This window comes from Calyptranema fuscum S582 (assembly GCF_055793305.1).
Window position 1 is genome coordinate 140967 of sequence record NZ_JBSLYH010000004.1, and the last position, 19521, is coordinate 160487.

General features: G+C 47.9%; 18 protein-coding genes. 7 read left to right on the forward strand and 11 right to left on the reverse strand.

What is annotated here, in order from left to right:
* Window positions 1–89: 89 nt before the first annotated feature.
* On the forward strand, window positions 90–2126 hold the full coding sequence (gene bchE / locus ACR6Z4_RS04715) for a magnesium-protoporphyrin IX monomethyl ester anaerobic oxidative cyclase (protein ID WP_479716067.1): 2037 nt from the start codon (window positions 90–92) through the stop codon (window positions 2124–2126).
* Between the two features lie 328 nt (window positions 2127–2454).
* Window positions 2455–3309 carry an acyl-CoA desaturase gene (locus ACR6Z4_RS04720; RefSeq protein WP_479716068.1) on the forward strand — a complete coding sequence of 285 codons (855 nt, stop codon included), beginning with the start codon at window positions 2455–2457 and terminating at the stop codon, window positions 3307–3309.
* Window positions 3310–3646: 337 nt separating this feature from the next.
* On the opposite strand, the gene ACR6Z4_RS04725 is transcribed toward ACR6Z4_RS04720, so the two are convergent.
* The 4 genes from ACR6Z4_RS04725 to map all read right to left on the reverse strand — a co-directional run bounded on the left by ACR6Z4_RS04725 (window position 3647) and on the right by map (window position 5904).
* Window positions 3647–3913: a type II toxin-antitoxin system RelE/ParE family toxin gene (locus ACR6Z4_RS04725; RefSeq protein WP_479716069.1), complete on the reverse strand. Its 267-nt coding sequence runs from the start codon at window positions 3911–3913 to the stop codon at window positions 3647–3649.
* Window positions 3914–3916: 3 nt separating this feature from the next.
* Window positions 3917–4123, reverse strand: a complete 207-nt coding sequence (locus tag ACR6Z4_RS04730) for a hypothetical protein (RefSeq protein WP_479716070.1) — start codon at window positions 4121–4123, stop codon at window positions 3917–3919.
* Window positions 4124–4198: 75 nt separating this feature from the next.
* On the reverse strand, window positions 4199–4963 hold the full coding sequence (locus ACR6Z4_RS04735) for a YebC/PmpR family DNA-binding transcriptional regulator (RefSeq protein ID WP_479716071.1): 765 nt from the start codon (window positions 4961–4963) through the stop codon (window positions 4199–4201).
* A 116-nt stretch (window positions 4964–5079) separates the two neighbouring features.
* Window positions 5080–5904, reverse strand: a complete 825-nt coding sequence (gene map / locus ACR6Z4_RS04740; RefSeq protein ID WP_479716072.1) for a type I methionyl aminopeptidase — start codon at window positions 5902–5904, stop codon at window positions 5080–5082.
* Between the two features lie 87 nt (window positions 5905–5991).
* On the opposite strand from map, the gene ACR6Z4_RS04745 reads away from it, so the two are divergent.
* Window positions 5992–6855 carry a polyphosphate kinase 2 family protein gene (locus tag ACR6Z4_RS04745; protein ID WP_479716073.1) on the forward strand — a complete coding sequence of 288 codons (864 nt, stop codon included), beginning with the start codon at window positions 5992–5994 and terminating at the stop codon, window positions 6853–6855.
* A 39-nt stretch (window positions 6856–6894) separates the two neighbouring features.
* Here the strand turns inward: ACR6Z4_RS04745 and ACR6Z4_RS04750 are convergent, their stop codons facing one another.
* The 5 genes from ACR6Z4_RS04750 to ACR6Z4_RS04770 form a co-directional block, all read right to left on the reverse strand.
* Window positions 6895–7332: an NUDIX domain-containing protein gene (locus ACR6Z4_RS04750; protein WP_479716074.1), complete on the reverse strand. Its 438-nt coding sequence runs from the start codon at window positions 7330–7332 to the stop codon at window positions 6895–6897.
* 129 nt (window positions 7333–7461) lie between these two features.
* Complete coding sequence (cobO, locus tag ACR6Z4_RS04755) at window positions 7462–8154, reverse strand: cob(I)yrinic acid a,c-diamide adenosyltransferase (RefSeq protein WP_479716075.1); 693 nt, start codon at window positions 8152–8154, stop codon at window positions 7462–7464.
* Window positions 8155–8246: 92 nt separating this feature from the next.
* Window positions 8247–8525, reverse strand: coding sequence for a hypothetical protein (locus tag ACR6Z4_RS04760; protein WP_479716076.1), 279 nt, complete (start codon window positions 8523–8525; stop codon window positions 8247–8249).
* 336 nt (window positions 8526–8861) lie between these two features.
* The gene (locus ACR6Z4_RS04765) at window positions 8862–9191 is read right to left on the reverse strand and encodes a hypothetical protein (protein ID WP_479716077.1); all 330 of its coding nucleotides are present in this window, start codon (window positions 9189–9191) and stop codon (window positions 8862–8864) included.
* Window positions 9173–10216 carry a ParM/StbA family protein gene (locus tag ACR6Z4_RS04770; RefSeq protein WP_479716078.1) on the reverse strand — a complete coding sequence of 348 codons (1044 nt, stop codon included), beginning with the start codon at window positions 10214–10216 and terminating at the stop codon, window positions 9173–9175. Before ACR6Z4_RS04770 ends, ACR6Z4_RS04765 begins: the two co-directional genes overlap by 19 nt.
* A gap of 541 nt (window positions 10217–10757) precedes the next feature.
* Between ACR6Z4_RS04770 and ACR6Z4_RS04775 the strand changes: the two genes are divergently transcribed.
* A complete protein-coding gene (locus ACR6Z4_RS04775; RefSeq protein ID WP_479716079.1) occupies window positions 10758–11789 on the forward strand; it encodes a cysteine hydrolase family protein in 1032 nt (343 codons plus the stop codon).
* A gap of 200 nt (window positions 11790–11989) precedes the next feature.
* Here ACR6Z4_RS04775 and ACR6Z4_RS04780 read toward each other — a convergent pair whose 3' ends face one another.
* Complete coding sequence (locus ACR6Z4_RS04780; protein WP_479716080.1) at window positions 11990–12463, reverse strand: hypothetical protein; 474 nt, start codon at window positions 12461–12463, stop codon at window positions 11990–11992.
* Window positions 12464–13390: 927 nt separating this feature from the next.
* On the opposite strand from ACR6Z4_RS04780, the gene ACR6Z4_RS04785 reads away from it, so the two are divergent.
* Together ACR6Z4_RS04785 and ACR6Z4_RS04790 are read left to right on the forward strand one after the other, a co-directional pair.
* Entirely contained in the window at window positions 13391–16063 is a 2673-nt protein-coding gene (locus tag ACR6Z4_RS04785) for an EAL domain-containing protein (protein WP_479716081.1), read from the forward strand.
* A 110-nt stretch (window positions 16064–16173) separates the two neighbouring features.
* Window positions 16174–16707 carry a hypothetical protein gene (locus ACR6Z4_RS04790; RefSeq protein ID WP_479716082.1) on the forward strand — a complete coding sequence of 178 codons (534 nt, stop codon included), beginning with the start codon at window positions 16174–16176 and terminating at the stop codon, window positions 16705–16707.
* 147 nt (window positions 16708–16854) lie between these two features.
* Here ACR6Z4_RS04790 and ACR6Z4_RS04795 read toward each other — a convergent pair whose 3' ends face one another.
* On the reverse strand, window positions 16855–17880 hold the full coding sequence (locus ACR6Z4_RS04795) for a class I SAM-dependent methyltransferase (protein ID WP_479716083.1): 1026 nt from the start codon (window positions 17878–17880) through the stop codon (window positions 16855–16857).
* Between the two features lie 262 nt (window positions 17881–18142).
* Here ACR6Z4_RS04795 and ACR6Z4_RS04800 point away from each other — a divergent pair, with 262 nt between their 5' ends.
* Window positions 18143–19429, forward strand: coding sequence for an FAD-dependent hydroxylase (locus tag ACR6Z4_RS04800; RefSeq protein WP_479716084.1), 1287 nt, complete (start codon window positions 18143–18145; stop codon window positions 19427–19429).
* The last annotated feature ends 92 nt before the right edge of the window (window positions 19430–19521 follow it).

Genomic DNA, 19521 nt, shown 5'->3' on the forward strand with positions numbered 1-19521 from the left:
GAATTTGAATGTGAAACCGAAGGTTTCACATTCAAATTCATCCCCAACATCAGCAACGCCCCAAATCCCCGTGTAAGGAGAGACTCGGAATGCGTATCTTGATGATTCAACCCAACTATCACTCTGGAGGAGCAGAGATTGCTGGAAATTGGCCTCCCAGTTGGGTTCCCTATGTAGGTGGGGCATTGAAAACAGCGGGCTTTACAGAGGTGCGCTTCATCGATGCCATGACCAACTACATCGAAGATGGCGAGCTGGCAAAAATGGTGAAAGAGTACCAGCCCGACGTGGTGCTAGCTACTGCCATCACGCCCATGATTTATAAGTCTCAGAGTACCCTAAAGCTCGTGAGAGACGTTTGCCCTACTGCCAAAACCATCATGGGTGGTGTCCATCCGACCTATATGTATCGGGAGGTCTTAGGTGAAGCCCCATGGGTCGATTACATCATTCGAGGTGAAGGCGAAGAGATTACCGTTAACTTGCTACGGGCGATCGCCAATGGCACCGATGAACGCGATCGCCGAGACATCCTGGGAATCGCCTTCCTGGAAGATGGCAAAGTGGTCGCGACGCCCGCTCACCCACCGATCAAAGATCTAAACACCCTGACCCCAGACTGGAGTCTTTTAGACTGGAGCAAATACATCTACACACCTCTGAATACCAGAGTTGCCGTACCCAACTATTCACGGGGATGCCCGTTCCGCTGTCGGTTTTGTTCGCAATGGAAGTTTTGGCGCAAATATCGGTCGCGATCGCCCAAGCACTTTGTGGATGAAATTGAATATCTGGTCAAAGAACACAACGTCGGCTTTTTCATTCTGGCAGACGAAGAACCTACGATTAACAAGTCGCGGTTTGTGGCGTTGTGTAACGAATTAGTCGAGCGTAATCTTGACATACATTGGGGCATTAATACACGCGTGACCGACATCTTGCGAGATGAAAAAGAATTGCCTCTGTATCGCAAAGCTGGACTGGTGCATGTGTCATTGGGAACGGAAGCGGCAGCGCAGCTCAACCTGAATGTTTTCCGCAAAGAAACCACAATCGCGGATAATAAACGTGCCGTGCAACTGTTGCGACAAAACGGCATCCTGGCGGAGGTGCAGTTCATTATGGGCTTGCCCAATGAAACGATGGAAACCATCGAAGAAACCTACCGCATGACCCGCGACTGGCAGGCAGACATGACCAATTGGAACATGTACACGCCCTGGCCATTCTCAGAACTATTTCAAGATCTGGCAGACAAGGTTGAGATCCGCGACTATTCTCACTACAACTTTGTGACGCCCATTATCAAACCCGATAATCTGACGCGAGAAGAAGTGCTCAAGGGCGTTTTACGGAACTACGCCCGCTTTTACATGCGCAAGATGATCGAGTATTGGTTTGAACCCGATCCGTTTAAGCGGCGCTATTTGCTGGGTTGCCTCTGGGCATTTGCAAAGACAACCTGGAACAAGCGCTTCTATAACCTGAAACGGGTGAAACAAAAAGGCTTGCATACCGAGATCGAGTTTGGCTTTGATGAATCAAGAATTCTATCGGCTGAACAAATGGCTCGGTTGAAGCAAGATCGTCCCGCCGATATCGATTTTGTCGGTACGATTTCAGCGTGCGGCGGGCCCAATGATATGCCCGTTGTTGATGATCCTGCCTCATTTATACAACCCCACCATGAAATCGTTCAGGTGGCAGTGGTGGAATCAGATCAACAAACCCGTTTGGATCTGCGTACCAATCTCCGAGCCCAGGAGGGCATTGAAGTTGCCAGTGAAGCGACGAATGCTGAAACAGGTTTGGTATTGCTGGAATCGATTGATGTGGACGTCGCCGTGGTCGATAGCACATTGCCCGATATGGATCTGGTTAAGTTCTTGCGCATGGCGCGTAAGGTGCAAGCCAATTCCTATGTGACATCGTCCAGAATTTTGGTGTTGGTCACCCCCGAACAGCGATCGCTCCTGGCAGAGGCTCTGGCAGCGGGAGCCGATGCTTATTGCCTCAAAAATGCGCCAATTGAGCAATTAGCAGAAGCGGTGCGCACGACCTATCGCACGGGCAGTTATCAAGATCCGGGCATTACGCCGCTAGAAGCTGCTATTACGACAGGATAACCAAGCTTCGATGTGAGCACCATGACCTAAGCCTTTTTGAGAGAGCGACGGCGGCGGCATATATGTTTAGCGTGTCCCAACCCCGTTAGCCCTCACCCTAAATCCCTCTCCCAGAACGGGAGAGGGACTTTGAAACTAGGTGGTGTTCGGCTCCCCTTCGCCCTTAATGGGAGAAGGGGTTGGGGGATGAGGGTGAAGGGCTTGATGTTCCAATGTTTACAGGCGCGGCGACGCTGCGCTTATAAACACACGTCCGGGGTTTATTTCATGCGTGATCCTTAGAGAGATTTAGGGGGATCTATTTAATTTTGATGGTTGAGGACAATTAATGACATCGAATGATTTATTAACAGCACCCAAAAAAGATCTGGAACTCAATTGGGTTGCTGTATGCTTTTTTACAACAGTCCACTTACTCACATTACTTGCACCCTGGTTTTTCTCCTGGTCAGCGTTGGGAGTGGCACTGTTTCTACATTGGCTGTTTGGCAGCATTGGTATCTGTCTGGGATACCATCGACTGCTGAGCCATCGTAGTTTTCAAGTCCCTCGATGGTTAGAATATATCATCGCCATCATTGGCACCTTAGCCCTGCAAGGGGGTCCCATTTTTTGGGTCGCAGGGCATCGCCTGCACCATGCCTATACCGAAGATGTAGACAAAGATCCTTACTCTGCCCGCCGAGGATTTTGGTGGAGTCATATGCTGTGGATGCTGTATCCACAAGAAGATTTTTTTGAATATCAGCGATATCAGCGTTATGCACCGGATCTCACTCGTGATCCCTTTTATCGTTGGCTAAATCGCAACTTTTTGTTGCTACAACTACCGCTAGGGTTGTTGCTCTATGTCCTCGGTGGTTGGTCATTCGTTATTTATGGAATGCTACTGCGCTCTGTATTGCTGTGGCATAGCACCTGGTTTATCAATTCCGTCACCCATATGTGGGGCTATCGCACCTTTGAAACCGCAGACAATTCGCGCAATCTTTGGTGGGCAGCGATCGCAACCTATGGTGAAGGCTGGCACAATAACCACCACGCTTATCCAAATGTGGCAAAAGCAGGCTGGCGTTGGTGGGAAATTGATGTGACCTGGTGGGCGATCGCATTACTCAAAACGCTGGGATTGGCGAAGAAAGTAATTATGCCGCCCGCTCAGGCAACCAAACAGACTCCCTAAACCATAGGTTTGATGTGGGGTGTGAGACGCACACCCTGCTACAAGCTTATGTTGAATGCAGTGTTCGACTGCACATGTTGCAAACCCTTTCCCGCGCAACATGGGGTGTAAAGAGGGGATGCTATCTCCTCAATCCTACCAAAACGGAAGTTTTGGTCTACTAGAAAACCGACTCGACGAACCCCTAATATCGTGTTTCCGCAATGTGGAAACACGATTTTTTTTGCTTGAATTAGTGATTGGAATCGACAGCGATCGCATCACTAGCCCAATCGCATTTATTAACTCAGTAACTTACAAAAATAGCGATCGCATGACGCTGCTCAAACTACTACTTCTAATACACTTCATCGTGGCTACCGATATCAACAAATACAGCCTTTTCGTCTTCCGTGAAGTAGAAGAGTACTCTCTCATCGTAATCTACGCTAAAACTCCAAAGTTCTTTGAGCTTGCCTGATAATTTATGTGTTTTCAAGCTTGGATCAAATGGATCTGTAGTGAAATGTTCCAATTTCTGCCAAAACCTTGTTTCTAAATCTATATTTCCTTTGATACGTTTTTTGAACGCACGTTTGAAGGTTGAGCTGAAACTGACTTCCACTGATTATTCCTCTATCAGCTGTCTCAGGTCTTTGATACTGGTAGAAAACCTTAATTCCCCGTGTTGCTGCTCGGCTTGTGCTGACTTGAAATTGGCATAGATCTCGTCACGACGTTCTTCACGCAGATATTGCTGCAACAACAGTTGAATTTCGCGTTTTTCGTCTGTGGAAAGATTTTTTATCACCTCGACCACGTCACTAAAAGTCATTAGTTATAAGACCTCGTCGTGTTTATGAAATCAATCTAACATACAGCTATTAGCTAACAGCTATTAGCTATCAAACTACACCATACTCATTGCCAACAATTCATCCGACATTTCAAAATTAGTGGCGACCGTTTGTACGTCTTCTAAGTCTTCTAATGCTTCCATTAAGCGAACGAGCGATCGCGCTTGGTCGGGGTCGGTGACTTCGACGGTGTTGCTAGGAATCCAGCGAGTTTCGGTTTGCAAAATCTTGTAGTTTCGATCTTTCAAGATCGTCTGCAAGGTTTCTAACTGGGTTGGGTCGGTGAAGACATCGGCAGCCGTTTCTTCGTCTACTTCGGTGATTTCGAAGGTGTCTGCGCCCCCTTCGATCGAGGCGTCTAGTAAAGCATCTTCGTCAATGTCACCGCCGACAGTGACCACACCTTTTTGCTCAAACATCCAGCCAACACAGCCCGTTTCCCCCAGGTTGCCGCCGCGTTTACTCAGGGCAGCTCTCAAATCGGCAGCGGTGCGGTTGCGGTTGTCGGTCAGGGCTTCGATCAAAATTGCTACGCCACCGGGTCCATACCCTTCATAGCGGATGGCTTCTAGCGTATCTCCGGCACCCAGTTTTCCGGCTCCTTTGGCGATCGCCCGATCAATATTGTCATTGGGTACGCCAGCCGCTTTTGCTTTATCAATAGCCGTGCGCAGTTGGAAATTACCTGCCGGATCGGGAACGCCTGTGCGAGCAGCGACGATAATTTCTCGCGAAATTTTAGCGAAAACTTTTCCTTTAACCGCATCTACTCGTGCTTTTTGGCGCTTAATGTTCGCCCATTTACTATGTCCTGCCATGGTTCTAAATCAGTCGTTCATCACACTGTGTCGATACTCAAACCCTATCTAAAACGTGAGTGAGAAAGTTCATTTTTTAGTCTGGAGATACGAAAAACAAACTACCCGAATTGTTGCTAAACCTTGGTGCGATCGGTCAAAATTTCATAGCCATCCTGAGTGACCAGCACCGTGTGTTCAAATTGGGCAGATAGCGATCGATCGACCGTGACAACCGTCCATCGATCTGCCAGAACACGAGTATGCTTAGACCCCGCATTCACAATCGGTTCGATCGCCAGGGTCATACCGGCTTTCAGCTTGACGTTGGGAAGTTGATGGGTGCGAAAATTGAACACCGATGGTTCTTCGTGCAGATTACGTCCAACGCCATGTCCTGTATAGTCTTCAACAACCTGAAAGCCATTCGCTTCGACGTGATCCTGAATGGCTCCGGCAAGGTCTAACAAAAAAGCGCCTGCCTTGACCTGTTCGATGCCTTTGTAAAGTGCCTCTTCTGCCACCCGGATCAATTTTTCGGCAGCGGGCGAAACCCCACCGACGGCGATGGTGATACACGAATCGCCATGAAAACCTTCGTAATAGGCTCCCGTATCAACTTTGAGGACATCGCCTTTGCGAATGACTTTTTTGCGATTGGGAATCCCGTGGACGACTTCATTGTTGATGCTGGCACAGATCGAGCCTGGAAACCCGTGGTAGCCCTTGAAGCTAGGCGTTGCCCCCATCTCTCGAATGCGTTGTTCGGCATGGGCATCGAGGTCGGCTGTGGTCATGCCGGGTTCGACGATATGCGAAATTTCCTTAAGCACTGTTGCCACGATCGCAGCTGCCTGCCGCATAATTTCAATTTCGTGTGGCGATTTAATTTCAATCCCCAGACGTTGCTTTCGAGGGCGCGCCGTTTGAGTCGGTTGAAGCAGATTTGTAAGGAAATTCATGCGAGTTATCGTAGCCTGTCGAGAACCAATCTATTCTAGGCTATCGTAATTCTGTTTAGAAGCGGAAGTGGAGCGAGGTAGAGCAAAATGAACGATCGCCCTTTTATTGTGCAACCCGGTAGCAAAATCAAGCTGAAAGACTACAACCCAGACTACACGGGTGACTTTAAAGAGAAAACTCTAGCTCAGAGCAAATTACAAGCAGGGGTACAGCAGTTAGGAATTTATCAAGATATTCTCTACGCCCAAAATAACTATGCGTTGCTATTAATTTTTCAGGCAATGGATGCTGCCGGAAAAGATAGCACCATTAAGCATGTGATGTCGGGGGTAAATCCGCAAGGATGCCAGGTTTTTAGTTTTAAGTCACCCTCTACTGAAGAATTGGATCACGATTATTTATGGCGATCGTTTAAGGCATTGCCAGAACGTGGTCGAATTGGTATTTTCAATCGGTCATATTACGAAGAACTGTTGGTTGTGCGGGTGCATCCAGAAATTTTAAATGCGCAACAATTGCCACCACAAACAAAAGATAAAAAGATTTGGGATCGTCGATTTGAGGAAATTAATAATTTTGAAAAATACCTGGTTCAAAACGGTATTGTTGTACTTAAATTCTTTTTGAATGTGTCTAAAGACGAACAGAAAAAGCGGTTTTTAGAACGCATTGAAACCCCCGAAAAAAATTGGAAATTTTCGGCAGCAGATGTCCAGGAACGGGCTTTCTGGGACGACTATATGCAAGCCTATGAAACGGTTTTTAACCACACCAGTACCGCCTGGGCACCGTGGTATATCATCCCCGCAGATCATAAGTGGTTTACCCGCTTGGCAGTGGCAGATATTATTTGCGATCGCCTCAAATCGCTTAAGCTCAGCTATCCCACCGTTAGTGCCGAGCATTATCAAGACTTGCTGAAAGCAAAAGCCTTGTTAGAAGCAGAATGAATCATTCTCGGCGTAGAATCTTAGTGCCATCCTGCACTCTCACCCTGCTTGATGGAGGGCAACTTGGAGTGCTTGCCAGCTGCGGCTGGAGCAATCTGCGGCAGTCAGATCGGCGATCGCCAACCACTGAATCCCTTTCGGACCAATTTCAGGGTCACTGCTGCTCAGGTGGGTAGGGCGGGGTGCGACAGAACATTGGTAGACAATACTGAGGGTGTGCAACATCTTACCCTCCCCTTTCGGGAAAAAGTTTTCGATCACCGTCAGCAGGCGATCGACTTGAAATACTTCAATCCCTGTTTCTTCCCGGACTTCTCGTTGCAAGCCTGCCATCAGTGATTCACCAGGCTCTAACCCGCCCCCTGGCAAATCCCAACAGTCGGGTTCGGGTGGATCCATCTGATGAATCAATAACACATCGTCAGCATCGATCAACAACGCCAGAACGCTGACTCGTAATCGGGTGGTAGGCAACATAAGAGTTTAATGGATCGACTATAGCGCTTCGCGCTTCGATAAATTGCGGGTGTTGAGAGAGAGCCGCGCTCCGCGCGGCTCTCTCTCAACACCTGGTACTTCACGCCATTGAGCATGATTAAGCAATGCCTAAAACTCAATGCCTGCCTGGGCTTTTACTCCCTGTTCACGAAACGGATGCTTGACCATGGTCATTTCTGTCACCAGGTCAGCCTGTTCGATCAAGGCAGCCGGGGCACCTCGACCCGTCAAAATTACATGAGAGTCCACTGGCTTCTGCAATAGCCCTGCCAAAACTTGCTCGACTTGCAAGTAGTTGTGTTTCAACGCCACATTCACTTCATCCAGCAGCACCAGACGAAAATCGGGGTTTTGAATATAGCCTAAGGCAGTATCCCAGGCAGCTTGGGCTTTAGCGATATCGCGATCGCGATCTTGAGTCTCCCAGGTAAACCCTTCGCCCATGGCTTGAAATTCTAATTGAGGGGGTTGACCATTGGCGGCTACTGTCCAGGGACTGAGGGCAGCTTTTTCGGCAGGTTCCCAGGCACCTTTAATAAATTGGACGATCGCCACCCGATAGCCATGACCTAGCGATCGCATAACCATTCCCAGCGCTGCCGTGGTTTTCCCTTTACCATTGCCCGTATGAACAATGATCAACCCTTTTTCTTGATTGCGTTCTGCCAGCCGTTGGTCTTGTACTTCTTTACGGCGTTGCATTTTACGTTTATATTGCTCAGCCGATAGAGTCGATAGTTCCTCAATCGGTTGCGTAACTTCAGACGGTTCGAGGGAGTTTTTAGAGACGTTACTTTGCATCTGACTTTAGGTACAAGAGGTGGCAGAACTCCACAATACAAGATTTTCGGCATTGCCTGATCAGGCAGAGTGGAGAACAGAATGGTCAGCGGTTAAAACTCTTCTAGCTGCGCCATATCGCCTTGATAATGGTCGTTGATCCGTTGTGCTTTTTGCTTGAGGTGGGGCGGCACGTACGCCAAATTGACGGGTAAGCCATGAAAGATCAGGAATGTTGCCAATTGATCGGCTCGCAGGTAAATTCCACAGCGATGCAACCCTTGTAAGAGATCTTCAAAGGTTTGCCAGCGTGGACGAATTCGGGGCGATCGCCCTTCTCCAGGCTGAACATCTTCAAGAACTTGGATAGAACTAGAGACGGAAGAATTCATCGTAGATGCGTCTCAGATAGGGTGGACTTAGATATAGGTGAATAAAGGTGTATTAGCATCTTGACATAAAAATCTCTCTATGGATTGCCCATACATTTTTATTCTATCCAGGAAAAGAAAAAGCACACTTGCGGTTGAGAGTCATACCGATTTAATTAGCGATCGCACCAGATCCCGTAGGGGCGCATCGCGATGCGCCCTTACAGCAGATTGATATGCCGTGCAGTCTGTTTAAATTGGTATCAAATTCACCGATCGTACATCCGCACGAAATCATCCGTTGGGGATTGAAAACAGGGTTTTCAATCCCCAACGGATGATTTTATGGAACCGCTTTTACAGGGCTAGCAAATCATCTAAAGCATCTAGCGCTTCACAATCGGGGGCAGATTCAACCGGATTCACAGGTTGCTGGCGCGTAGAATCGACGGCAACCATATTGACGACATTGGCATGAGTCGCAGCGGGATAATTCGCCGCATGACTAGGATTCTGTGCCGGATGGCTGACGTCAACCCTTCGTCCCCGTCCTCCCAAATAGTCATCAGAATATCGACGAAATACGGCTTCTACGGCAGCCCGAACATTTTTCAAGCCCCATTCTTCAGCAATTAACTCAGCTTTTTCTAAGACATCTTGACTCAATCTTATTTTGTTGTCATACATAACTGAACCTCTCCGGGTAACGGAAACAAACCACGGACATTCGCAAACTGTGGGTCACTCATGACGGTAAACAGTTTGCGACCTGCCAGACGTTCGGCAATCAGGTGGGAGCCGCCCCCTGTGACTAAGAATTTGGTCACTCTAGGCATGTAAGGCGTGTATTGCGCCCGAATGGTTTGGAAGATGCCCTTAAACCAGGGGTCTAAATGCTCGTCGAGCCACGATGCCCAGGAAATTCCGGTATCTGCATAAACATGATTGGTTCGGAAGCCATCCATAATAATGCCCGTATCGACGGTAGTTCCCAGGGCATTGACCAGGCGCTTGTCAAAACTAATGGAGGTTGCCAGCTCGTAGGAGCCACCCCGATCCATGACATTTTCATCAATCACATCGCCTTCAGCATCGACAAGACGGGTTAACCAGGTGCCACCCCCAATATCAACCACAATGGTGTAGCCGCTATCGGGAATCAAGCCCTGCCGCTGTGCATAGCGATAAGCCCCCATGCCTTCTCGTTCGATCTCGACATTTTCCACATTGACGCGAAAGTAGATGCCATTCCGCTTTAACTCGTGCAGCCCCAGGAGTTGTTCTTCCAGGGCTTCTGCATGGCGGGCGGGGTTGGGCGTCGAAACATAGAGATTGACCGGAAACTCTGATGTCACTCCGTCAATCGGTTCTAAACAAGCATAGAGATGGAGTTTTGCCAGCTCAATTTTGTTTTCGACAACGGTTTGCTGTTGTCGTCTGTATTTGTAAGCCTGAGCGCCAAAGTGATAGCGGGTGCCATCGAGCAACTCAACCAGGGGCGACTGGTCGGTATAGCGAACGGCATCTCGACCCTGAGGCAGTTGATATCGAACAGAGCGAATGGCTTTGGGTTGACCGATGCCGTCATAAAACTTGAGGTCATAGTTGCCTGCATCCAGGGCAATCGTTCGGGTTGTTGCGATGGGGCTATCTAAGGGTGTTGTAGCTGCTTTACCTTTACTCGATCGCCCTTGTCTGATACCTGTAGTCATAGGTCTACCTCTGTTTCCGGGTGTGGAAATTTGTCCCCAGCTGGTACATTTGTACTGTATCACATTCGATTTGAAATGTGGATCTCTGGCATCGCAATTTCGGATCCTGGCTTTTAGGAGAGTGCGGCTCTGCCGCACTCTCCTAAAAGTTATTCACATTATTTTTGCAAGGATCCTCAGGCATTGCCTCAACCCGATTCCAACCGTGGGGAACCCGACCACCTGTCTTATCGCGCTTCGCACCTGCATAGATTACGGCTGTTGTGTGAGAGCCGCGCAGAGTGTGGCTCTCACACAACGCCGGGTACGTCGCACCCTTGAAAATAGTGATAACTCGATGGCGTCAGGCTATATTAAATCCACAATCCCAACGATGAGACGGCATTGTCAACGCTATTACAGCAATTTTCAATTGCATAAGCTACAGATTTTTTGTTGTGTGCCGCGCGAAGCGCGGCACACAACAAAAAATCTAAACAGATCCAGGCGCGAAGCGCTGTAGTTTAGAACGGCAATCCTTGCTGATGCCCAGAGGAAATTTATGAGCACGACCACTCAACTTCCAATCCCGGCACATTTTAACCCCGACAAGGTAAAAGAGGTTTGGCGAGTTCCGTATCAGGCGCTTGCAGCAGAGGCACAAGCCTGGGCACAACATTACAATTTACGCCCCGCTGTTGAAGATGAACGACGGGTTTGTTTGCTGGCGATCGATGTTCAAAACACGTTTTGTTTGCCAGACTTTGAGTTATTTGTGGGCGGGCGATCGGGCATAGGAGCTGTGGCAGATAATGTGCGTCTGTGCGAATTTATCTATCGCAATTTGGGCGCGATTACAGAAATAGCGCCGACCCTGGATACCCATACGGCGGCTCAAATTTTCCATGCCGTCTTTTGGGTCAATTCAGCAGGTGAGCATCCGCCAGCCATGACAATGATTTCGCCCGATCAGGTGGCATCCGGGGTTTGGCAGGCAAATCCTAAAGTTGCGCAAAATTTGGCGATCGCCCCTGAAGATTTACAAGCGTATGCACTGCACTATGTGCAGCAACTCAGTCAGGCCGGGAAATATTTATTGACCATTTGGCCCTACCACTCGATGCTGGGTGGCATTGGTCATGCGTTAGTGTCAGCGGTAGAAGAAGCGTGCTTTTTTCATAACCTGGCGCGTCAGAGTCAAACTCGGTTTGAGATCAAGGGAGGCAATCCATTAACCGAAAATTATTCGGTCTTGAAACCCGAAGTCTTGCTCGATCCAGAGGGAAAGGCGATCGCCCAAAAGAACACAGCGTTTATCAAAACATTACTGACCTTCGATGCCTTAATTATTGCCGGACAAGCCAAAAGCCATTGTGTTGCCTGGACAATTGATGATCTGCTGACGGAGATCAACGCGATTGACCCTAAATTAGCGCAAAAGGTCTATTTGCTGGAAGATTGCACGTCGCCCGTAGTAGTACCCGATGTGGTGGATTTTACAGACGCTGCCGATGCAGCATACAAACGGTTTGCGGTGGCGGGAATGCACATTGTGCAATCGACTCAGCCAATCGACACCTGGCCGGGTTGGTAGCCTAACGGATAGGATGAAGAGCCGATATAGCAGTCAAGGCGTTGATTAAGACAAAGGTTGTGTGAGAACCCGCGCTCCGCGCGGGTTCTCACACAACCTCCTAATTCAACTATCTCGACGGTTGCTGATACATTTTTTGGGAAAGTGCGGCTCCGCCGCACTTTCCCAAAACGTTGCGATGTTTAATTTTGTAAGGATCGCTAAGGCAATCCAAAGATCAGGGTGTAGATCAAAAAGCCTGAGATAATGCCATAGGAACACGATAAAAAGGCTTTGGAAGGGGCATGTTGATAAAGAAATGCCAAAATGCTGAGCGTTAGGGAAAGGACAAATTCGCCGATAGGAAACTGACGGTTGAAATAAAAATCTACCAAGATGAATAAAGCAGTAGTCCAGATGGTAAAGGTGAAGTAGAGATTAAATTCTGGCAACCGTTCTGGGGGTCTAAAGAGTTTAGTGAAGGTTGCAATATACGTAATCACAATTGGCGGCAATGCGATCGCCGCAAGGCTTTTAATGATCGCTTCTCCACCCACCGAAAAGGACTGAAGCACCGATGCCGCCAAAAAACCCACTAAAATGGCGATGGCAATGACGATCGCTACAATATTCAAAATCCCAAAGGATAACCAGCTTTTTCGAGTTTCTTTAGTCTCGTTCAGTGTTCTCGGCATAGTGAACCAACCCCATACTGCATCTCTAGTGCTGCACGCTCGGTTAAGACTGTTTTTCAACGTCTCGCGATCGGTCATCCACTTCAATAGAATTTAAATGTAGGATGTTGAGATGGGTTTTACCTCTCCCCAGAGATACAAAAGATTCAATAGAATACGACGGGTCATCTCAATCAGGACTTAGGCAAAATAAACAGTCTCACGGGTCAGACGTGCAGCTTCCGGCACGCACTTCCAACCCATGAGGTAGGTCATTGTTTCTGCTCATCTATGGCAGTCGAGGAGTTGATTAGGACAAGGTTTGTGTGAGAACCCGCGCTCCGCGCGGGTTCTCACACAAACCCCCTGATTGAACCATCTCGACGGTTGCTATAGCGATCATCCCGAAACTCATTCTGACAACTGCTGTGTCAGAGCCATCACATCCTTGAGAGGCATAGCCTTTGAGCAAGGATTTTTGCGGTAAATTAAGGATTTTTACCCCACACCTCACTCCTACACCGGATTCATACCAACTCCGTCAGAACCCATAACGAAACGTTTAAGCAGGGTAGCAACACTGACTCCAATTCCCTAAAATCTCCCTACGGATCTGACAATGAAGGGGTAGAAACAAAAATTTCCATAAGCATTTATTAATCCATCAGGTACACAGCCGTCATCTCTACTTCGGCGTAAGCTGATTTCTTTCTCTAAATCATCGATTATAGGCAACGCTGAGGGGCTACTCGTTGTTTCCAGACTGGGAGACCAGGAGGCAAAATGCTGGGCAATGGGCATATTGAGGCATAGTGTATCACCGCAGCGAAGAGTCAGGGGCATCAGCAGGATCGAGTCAGGTTCTAACCTCCTCTCTAAGATGGATGCAGGTCGGTTTTCGCGACGACGGAGTATATAAAACTTTTTATCTAATGTGAGTGTATTGCTATGGCAGATTTGCCATTCTCCCAAGAGCAGCAAGATTGGGTCAAAACGTCCACCGGGTTCGATGTCTCAACACATCTGCTCGCCAAGGTCTTTCCGTTTTATCTAGCCTTCAACCGCGATATGAATGTAGTGCACATTGGCAGTGCGTTACAAAAACTTCACCCCAATCTTGCGCCTGGCACCTCTATTGATAAATATTTTGAACTTCAGGTTCCTGACATTGCGTTTACATTTACGGATATTTGCCAAAACTTAGAATCTGAGCTGGTGCTAAAAGCACTGAGCCGTAACTTTTCCTATAAAGGGCAAGTGATTTGTTCGGTATCGCAAGACTTAATTTTCTTTTTAGGATCGCCCCTATCGCACGACTTAAATGCATTGACAGCATTGGGCATGAAGCTGTCGGATTTTTCGTTGCAAGATTCTGTTTCTGATCTTTTATTTTTGTTGCAAGCCCGAACGGCAACCCTGTCTGATGCCAAGCGGTTGGCAGAGCGCTTAACCGAACAACGAACTGAATTGCGCCGTGCCTTAGAACAAGCAGAGTTAGCTTTGACGGTGGTTGAGCAGGCAGCTGATGCGATCGAAATTTTGGATACAGATTGCAAAATTCTCTATGTCAACTCGGCGTTTGAAACGATTACAGGGTATTCCCGTGACGAGGTCATGGGCAAAACACCAGCAACATTGTTTCGGGCAGGGCAACATGAAGATGCCTTTTATGAAGAAATCTGGCAGGCTATTTCTTCGGGACAGGTGTGGCATGGGTACTACATTGGCAGACGAAAAAATCGTTCGTTTTACCATCAAGAAGCCACGCTGTTTCCAGTTCACAACCGTCAGGGACAAATTGCTAACTATGTCGCCATCAAACGCGATATCAGCGATCGTAAACGCACCCAAACCAAGTTAGAACATTCCCTATCGCTGCTAAAAGCCACCTTTGAAGCCACCGCCGACGGCATTTTAGTAACCGATATTCGGGGTAAGGTATTGCACTGCAATCAAAAATTTGTAGACCTCTGGCACATTCCTGAGCGTATCTTGGCATCGCGGGATAATCACCAGGTGATGCAATTTATTGCCCAATTATTGAAAGATCCCAAACGATTTTCGACCAAAAAAATCTTTGATATCTATGTTCGTCCCTATGGCGAAAGCTTTGACCTGCTAGAGCTAAAGGATGGTCGGGTATTAGAACGCTATTCATCGCCACAACGGTTGGATGATGTGGTAATTGGCTGGGTCTGGAGTTTTCGAGATATTACCGAACGGCAACGGACGCAAGAAAAGATGCGCTATCAAGCCTTGCATGATGCGTTGACGGGGTTGCCCAATCGGGTGTCGTTTAATGAGCAGTTGGCGATCGCCCTGACTCAGGCAGCCCAACACCATACCCAACTCGCCGTTTTATTTCTTGATTTAGATCGATTTAAGTTAATTAACGATACCCTGGGTCACGCGGCTGGGGATCTGCTGCTGCAACTATTATCGCAACGACTGAAGACGGGCTTGCGTGACAGCGATATCGTAGCGCGATGGGCAGGGGATGAATTTACCATGCTCTTACCCGACATTCGCAATATCGAAGAGGCAACCGCGATCGCCCAACGGATTTTAGAAGCCCTCAAACCTGATTTTGAAATCGAAGGTCATGCCCTGCGGGTCAGCAGCAGCATTGGCATCGCCATCTATCCAGAAGATGGCACCGATGCCGAAACCCTGTTAAAAAATGCCGATGCCGCGCTCTATCGCGCCAAAGAAGGCGGACGCAATGCCTATCATCTCTATACCTCCGCAATTAACTCTGCTGCATCAGAACGGTTAGCCCTGGAAAATCATTTGCATCGTGCGTTGGAACGACATGAATTTGTTTTGCATTATCAGCCGCAGGTCAACGTCATTACGGGCGAAGTGCATCAGGTAGAGGCCTTACTGCGATGGCAGCACCCCCAGTTGGGTTTAGTGCCACCCGATAAATTTATTCCCCTTGCCGAAGACATGGGGTTAATTGTTTCGATTGGAGAATGGGTGCTCCAAACGGCGTGCGCCCAAAATCGCTTGTGGCAAGATGCCGGACTGCCCACCATCAGTATTGCGGTCAATCTTTCTGCCCGACAGTTGCAACAAGGTTATCTGGCTGACCGAATTGCCCAGATTCTTCATCAAAGCCAACTCGATCCTAAACGTTTGGAGTTAGAAATTACAGAAAGCATTGCCATGCGAAATGTCAGTTCTACCCACAAAATTTTGCAAGATTTACATGACATGGGTGTGCTACTATCGCTCGATGATTTTGGCACAGGCTATTCTTCACTCAGTTACTTAAAGAACTTCCCACTCCACACGATTAAAATCGATCGTTCCTTTATTAAAGAATTAGCGATCGCTTCGAAAGATAGTGCCATTATTAGTGCGTTGATTGCATTAGGTAAAGGTCTAAATTTGCGAGTAGTTGCTGAAGGAGTAGAAACAAAACATCAACGAGAAATCTTAACTCGGTTGCAATGCGAAGTGATGCAAGGATTTTTGTTTAGCCGTCCCTTACCAGCTCAAAACATGACTCAGCTGCTCAAAATTCTGGCGTCAAAAAAATGCCTGACCGATGCAACCCTGCAAATCAAAACAGTTGGATTAGAAGGAGAAAGCGATCGCCCTTTAATCCTTTACTAAGGATCACAAAAGGATCACAAATTAATTAAAACCCGGACGTTTATTTTTGGTTTTATTAAATCCACAATCCTAAACAATGGCAATTCTCAGAAGTCCTTATCCAGACTCTTATGAACGATGAAAATAAGCGTCCTCCAAGCGTATGGCTCACCCAGATTTTGTTATTTCTGGGAATTCTACAAGTTTCGGTATACATAGGGGTTGACGTATTCCGTTGCACTTTTCAAAATGAAACGCGCTCCTGCCTATCGCCGTCCAGTACTTTATGGTTGGTGCTGGACGCTTGCGCTTTAGGATTTTTTATCGTTTCATTTTTAGGGCTTCAGCGAAAGAAACGTTATGGACAATGGCTAGGCGTTATCTTTTTAATCATGCTAGTCATAGGGGGTGTCATCAAAAGCCATTATTTTCAGCTAGTCTACACGTCTCTAACGCAAGGCGAGCCGTTACCCACCCCTCCTTATGACTGTTGGCAAAGAGAGGTAGGTCATATCGAACAGCGTTTTTGTGGGTATTCGAGTTACTTAGATTTCGTACTAAGGGGACTGCTGGATGTAGTGTTTCCCCAGATCTTAATCGGGTTTTTAGCCTTCCGATTAACATCAAGCCCCGCAGCAAACCGCTTTTTTAATCTTAAAGACTGAGGGATTTGATTTTGTCATGCTATGCGCTCAGCACCAGAATCGTAATGGGTTGAAACGCGGGTGGCACAGGTGTTTTTGGGAGAGAGCCGCGCGGAGCGCGGCTCTCTCCCAAAAACCGTAATCTGTATTTTTGCAATCACTGATTTTTCAGCTAGATAGCTTTTCAATCATGACTAAATGGGATTTATGGATGAGTTGAATTTTACTGGCAAAACTTAGTAAAAAAGCGTCAATCCCTAACTTGGTATTGTGGTTTGGATTGCGTTGATCAAAATCATAATCATCAAAAATCATCAACCCGTTCAGTTTAAGTAAATCCCAACTGAGAACCGCATCACTCAAGACATCTTGAGCAAAATGAGAGCCATCAATGTAGATTAAGTCATAGCTATTTAAAGGAAGCGATCGCAACGTTTCTGCGGATCTACCCACAATTTTTTTGACCTTTTCATACACCCCAACCTTCTTTAAGTTGAGGTCAAAGGTTGTCTCAATCGTTTGCAAATAATCGGCATGTAATCGGGCTTGGTGTTCGCTAGCGCCTTCAAACAAATCGATGCAGGTTAAGGTCGCAGACTCATGGGTGAGAACATTTTCGAGGAACCAACATGCCGATCGCCCTTCCCAACATCCCACTTCTAAAGCACTGAGTTGCTCTTTGCCCATCCAAGCGTGTAACTGGGTTTCTAAGATAGGAATATTGCGGCTAAACCAATCTTGAGAAAACTGCAATCCTTTTGCCAAATTGTCTTGTTCATATGCCATTCTTTCGAGCTGAAATTTTGCCTGCTCATCCTCAGGATTAAGTTCAAGTGCTGTTGTAAATTCCTGAATGGCTTGCTCAAAATTCCGTTGTTGTGCCAACGCCAACCCTATATTGCAATGCAATTTTCCTAATTCCGACGCGGGCAGATCGGGCGCTTCTTCTAACGCTTTTTGGAAATGCTGCACCGACTGATCAAAATCACCCTGGTCATATAAGGTAGTGCCCAAATCAGCATAGGCTTTGCCCAGGCGATATTGCAGGGTCAACAGATACTCCGGTTCCAGTACCGCATCTGCAAATGTCCATAGCTGATCTAAAGGATTGAAATTTAAGCCGGGGTCGGCAGTCAGATCAACGGGTGGAGAGAAAGCAAGATCTGTTAGCGATCGCCCAAACAAAGATTCCATAGTGCCATGTCAATATCGATGTATTCACCTTAACATCAAGCTCTCGCCAATCTTACGGGGTATAGACCGGGAATTTCGTCAGCCAAAAAATTACGTCCTAACCCGTCGCAACTGGATAGATTACAGGTATTGAGCGAGTCGCGCTCCACGCGACTCGCTCAATACCTTGTACTTGATACTATTGAAAATTGCTATAACTTGATGGCTGGAAGCGATCGCGTCACAATAAAAACAAATACGTAATTATCCAACAGCGTTTTACATGAACTCTGATTGCTCAGACTTGACCTCCCTTCGCTCTGCGTCTAGCTTGCTATCGGCTGTTCAGCCCGATCTAGGAACAGAGGCTGCGCTCGATTTTGATGTGGCGATCGCAGGGGGTAGCATCGTGGGCTTGACCCTGGCAGCGGCTTTAAAAAATTCAGGCTTAAAAATTGCGGTGATCGAAGCGTCTCCGATGGATGTGGGAGTGCAACGGCGACGGGCTTACCACATTACGTTGATGTCGAGTCAAATTCTCGAAGGGTTGGGTGTTTGGGCTGATGTTGTGTCTCAAAGCACGACGTTTCGACAAATTCGCCTGGCCGATGAACACCATCCTGCCGTTGTTAATCTGCGTCCAGACGATGTAGGGCGAGACGCATTGGGCTATGTGACCGAACATGGGGTTTTACTGAACGCCTTACAAACCGATTTACAAACTGCTGAAGCGGTCACCTGGCTCTGTCCGGCACAGGTCACTGCGGCGGTATATGATGATGCCGGTGTCACCCTCACCGTTGCCATGAAGGGTAGCCATTACTCCATCCGATCGCGTTTGTTGGTAGCTGCGGATGGGTCGCGATCGCCACTGCGCCAGCAAGCAGGCATTGGCACCCACGGTTGGCAATATTGGCAATCCTGTATTACTGCCGTGATTCGCCCAGAAAAATCCCATGAAAATATTGCACGGGAGCACTTTTGGGCAACGGGTCCCTTTGCCACTCTGCCATTGCCCGATAATCGTGCCCAAATTGTGTTAACGGCTCCTCATGCAGAAGCTAAAGCATTGATGGCAATCAGTGATGCCGAGTTTCTGGCAGAGCTTAACCGTCGCTATGATGGGCAGTTGGGGCAATTGGAATTGGTGAGCGATCGCCTCCTCTTTCCGGTGCAACTGATGCATAGCGATCGCTATACTCGGCACCGACTGGCACTGGTAGGAGATGCTGCCCACTGTTGCCACCCGGTCGGGGGGCAGGGGCTAAACATGGGCATTCGAGATGCGGCGGCACTGGCTCAGGTGTTACAAACTGCCCATCAACGCGGCGAAGATCTGGGAAGTCTGCGCGTTTTGAAACGTTATGAGCGATGGCGCAGTCTAGAAAATCTCACCATTTTAGGATTTACCGATCTGCTCGATCGCGTTTTTTCGAATCGGTGGCTGGGTTTGGTCACGCTCCGGCGGTTGGGCTTACGCGTTATGCGTCATGTTCGTCCCTTGCGCTGGGCAGCGTTACGACTGATGACGGGCTTGAGTGGGCGAATTCCGGCACTGGCACGACGATAGGGCTAATTTTGCCAGAGATCCACAAAACTACGATCCATTTAAGGGCGCGACGGCTTTGCCGTCGCGCCCTTAAATGGATCGGGTTGATTGAG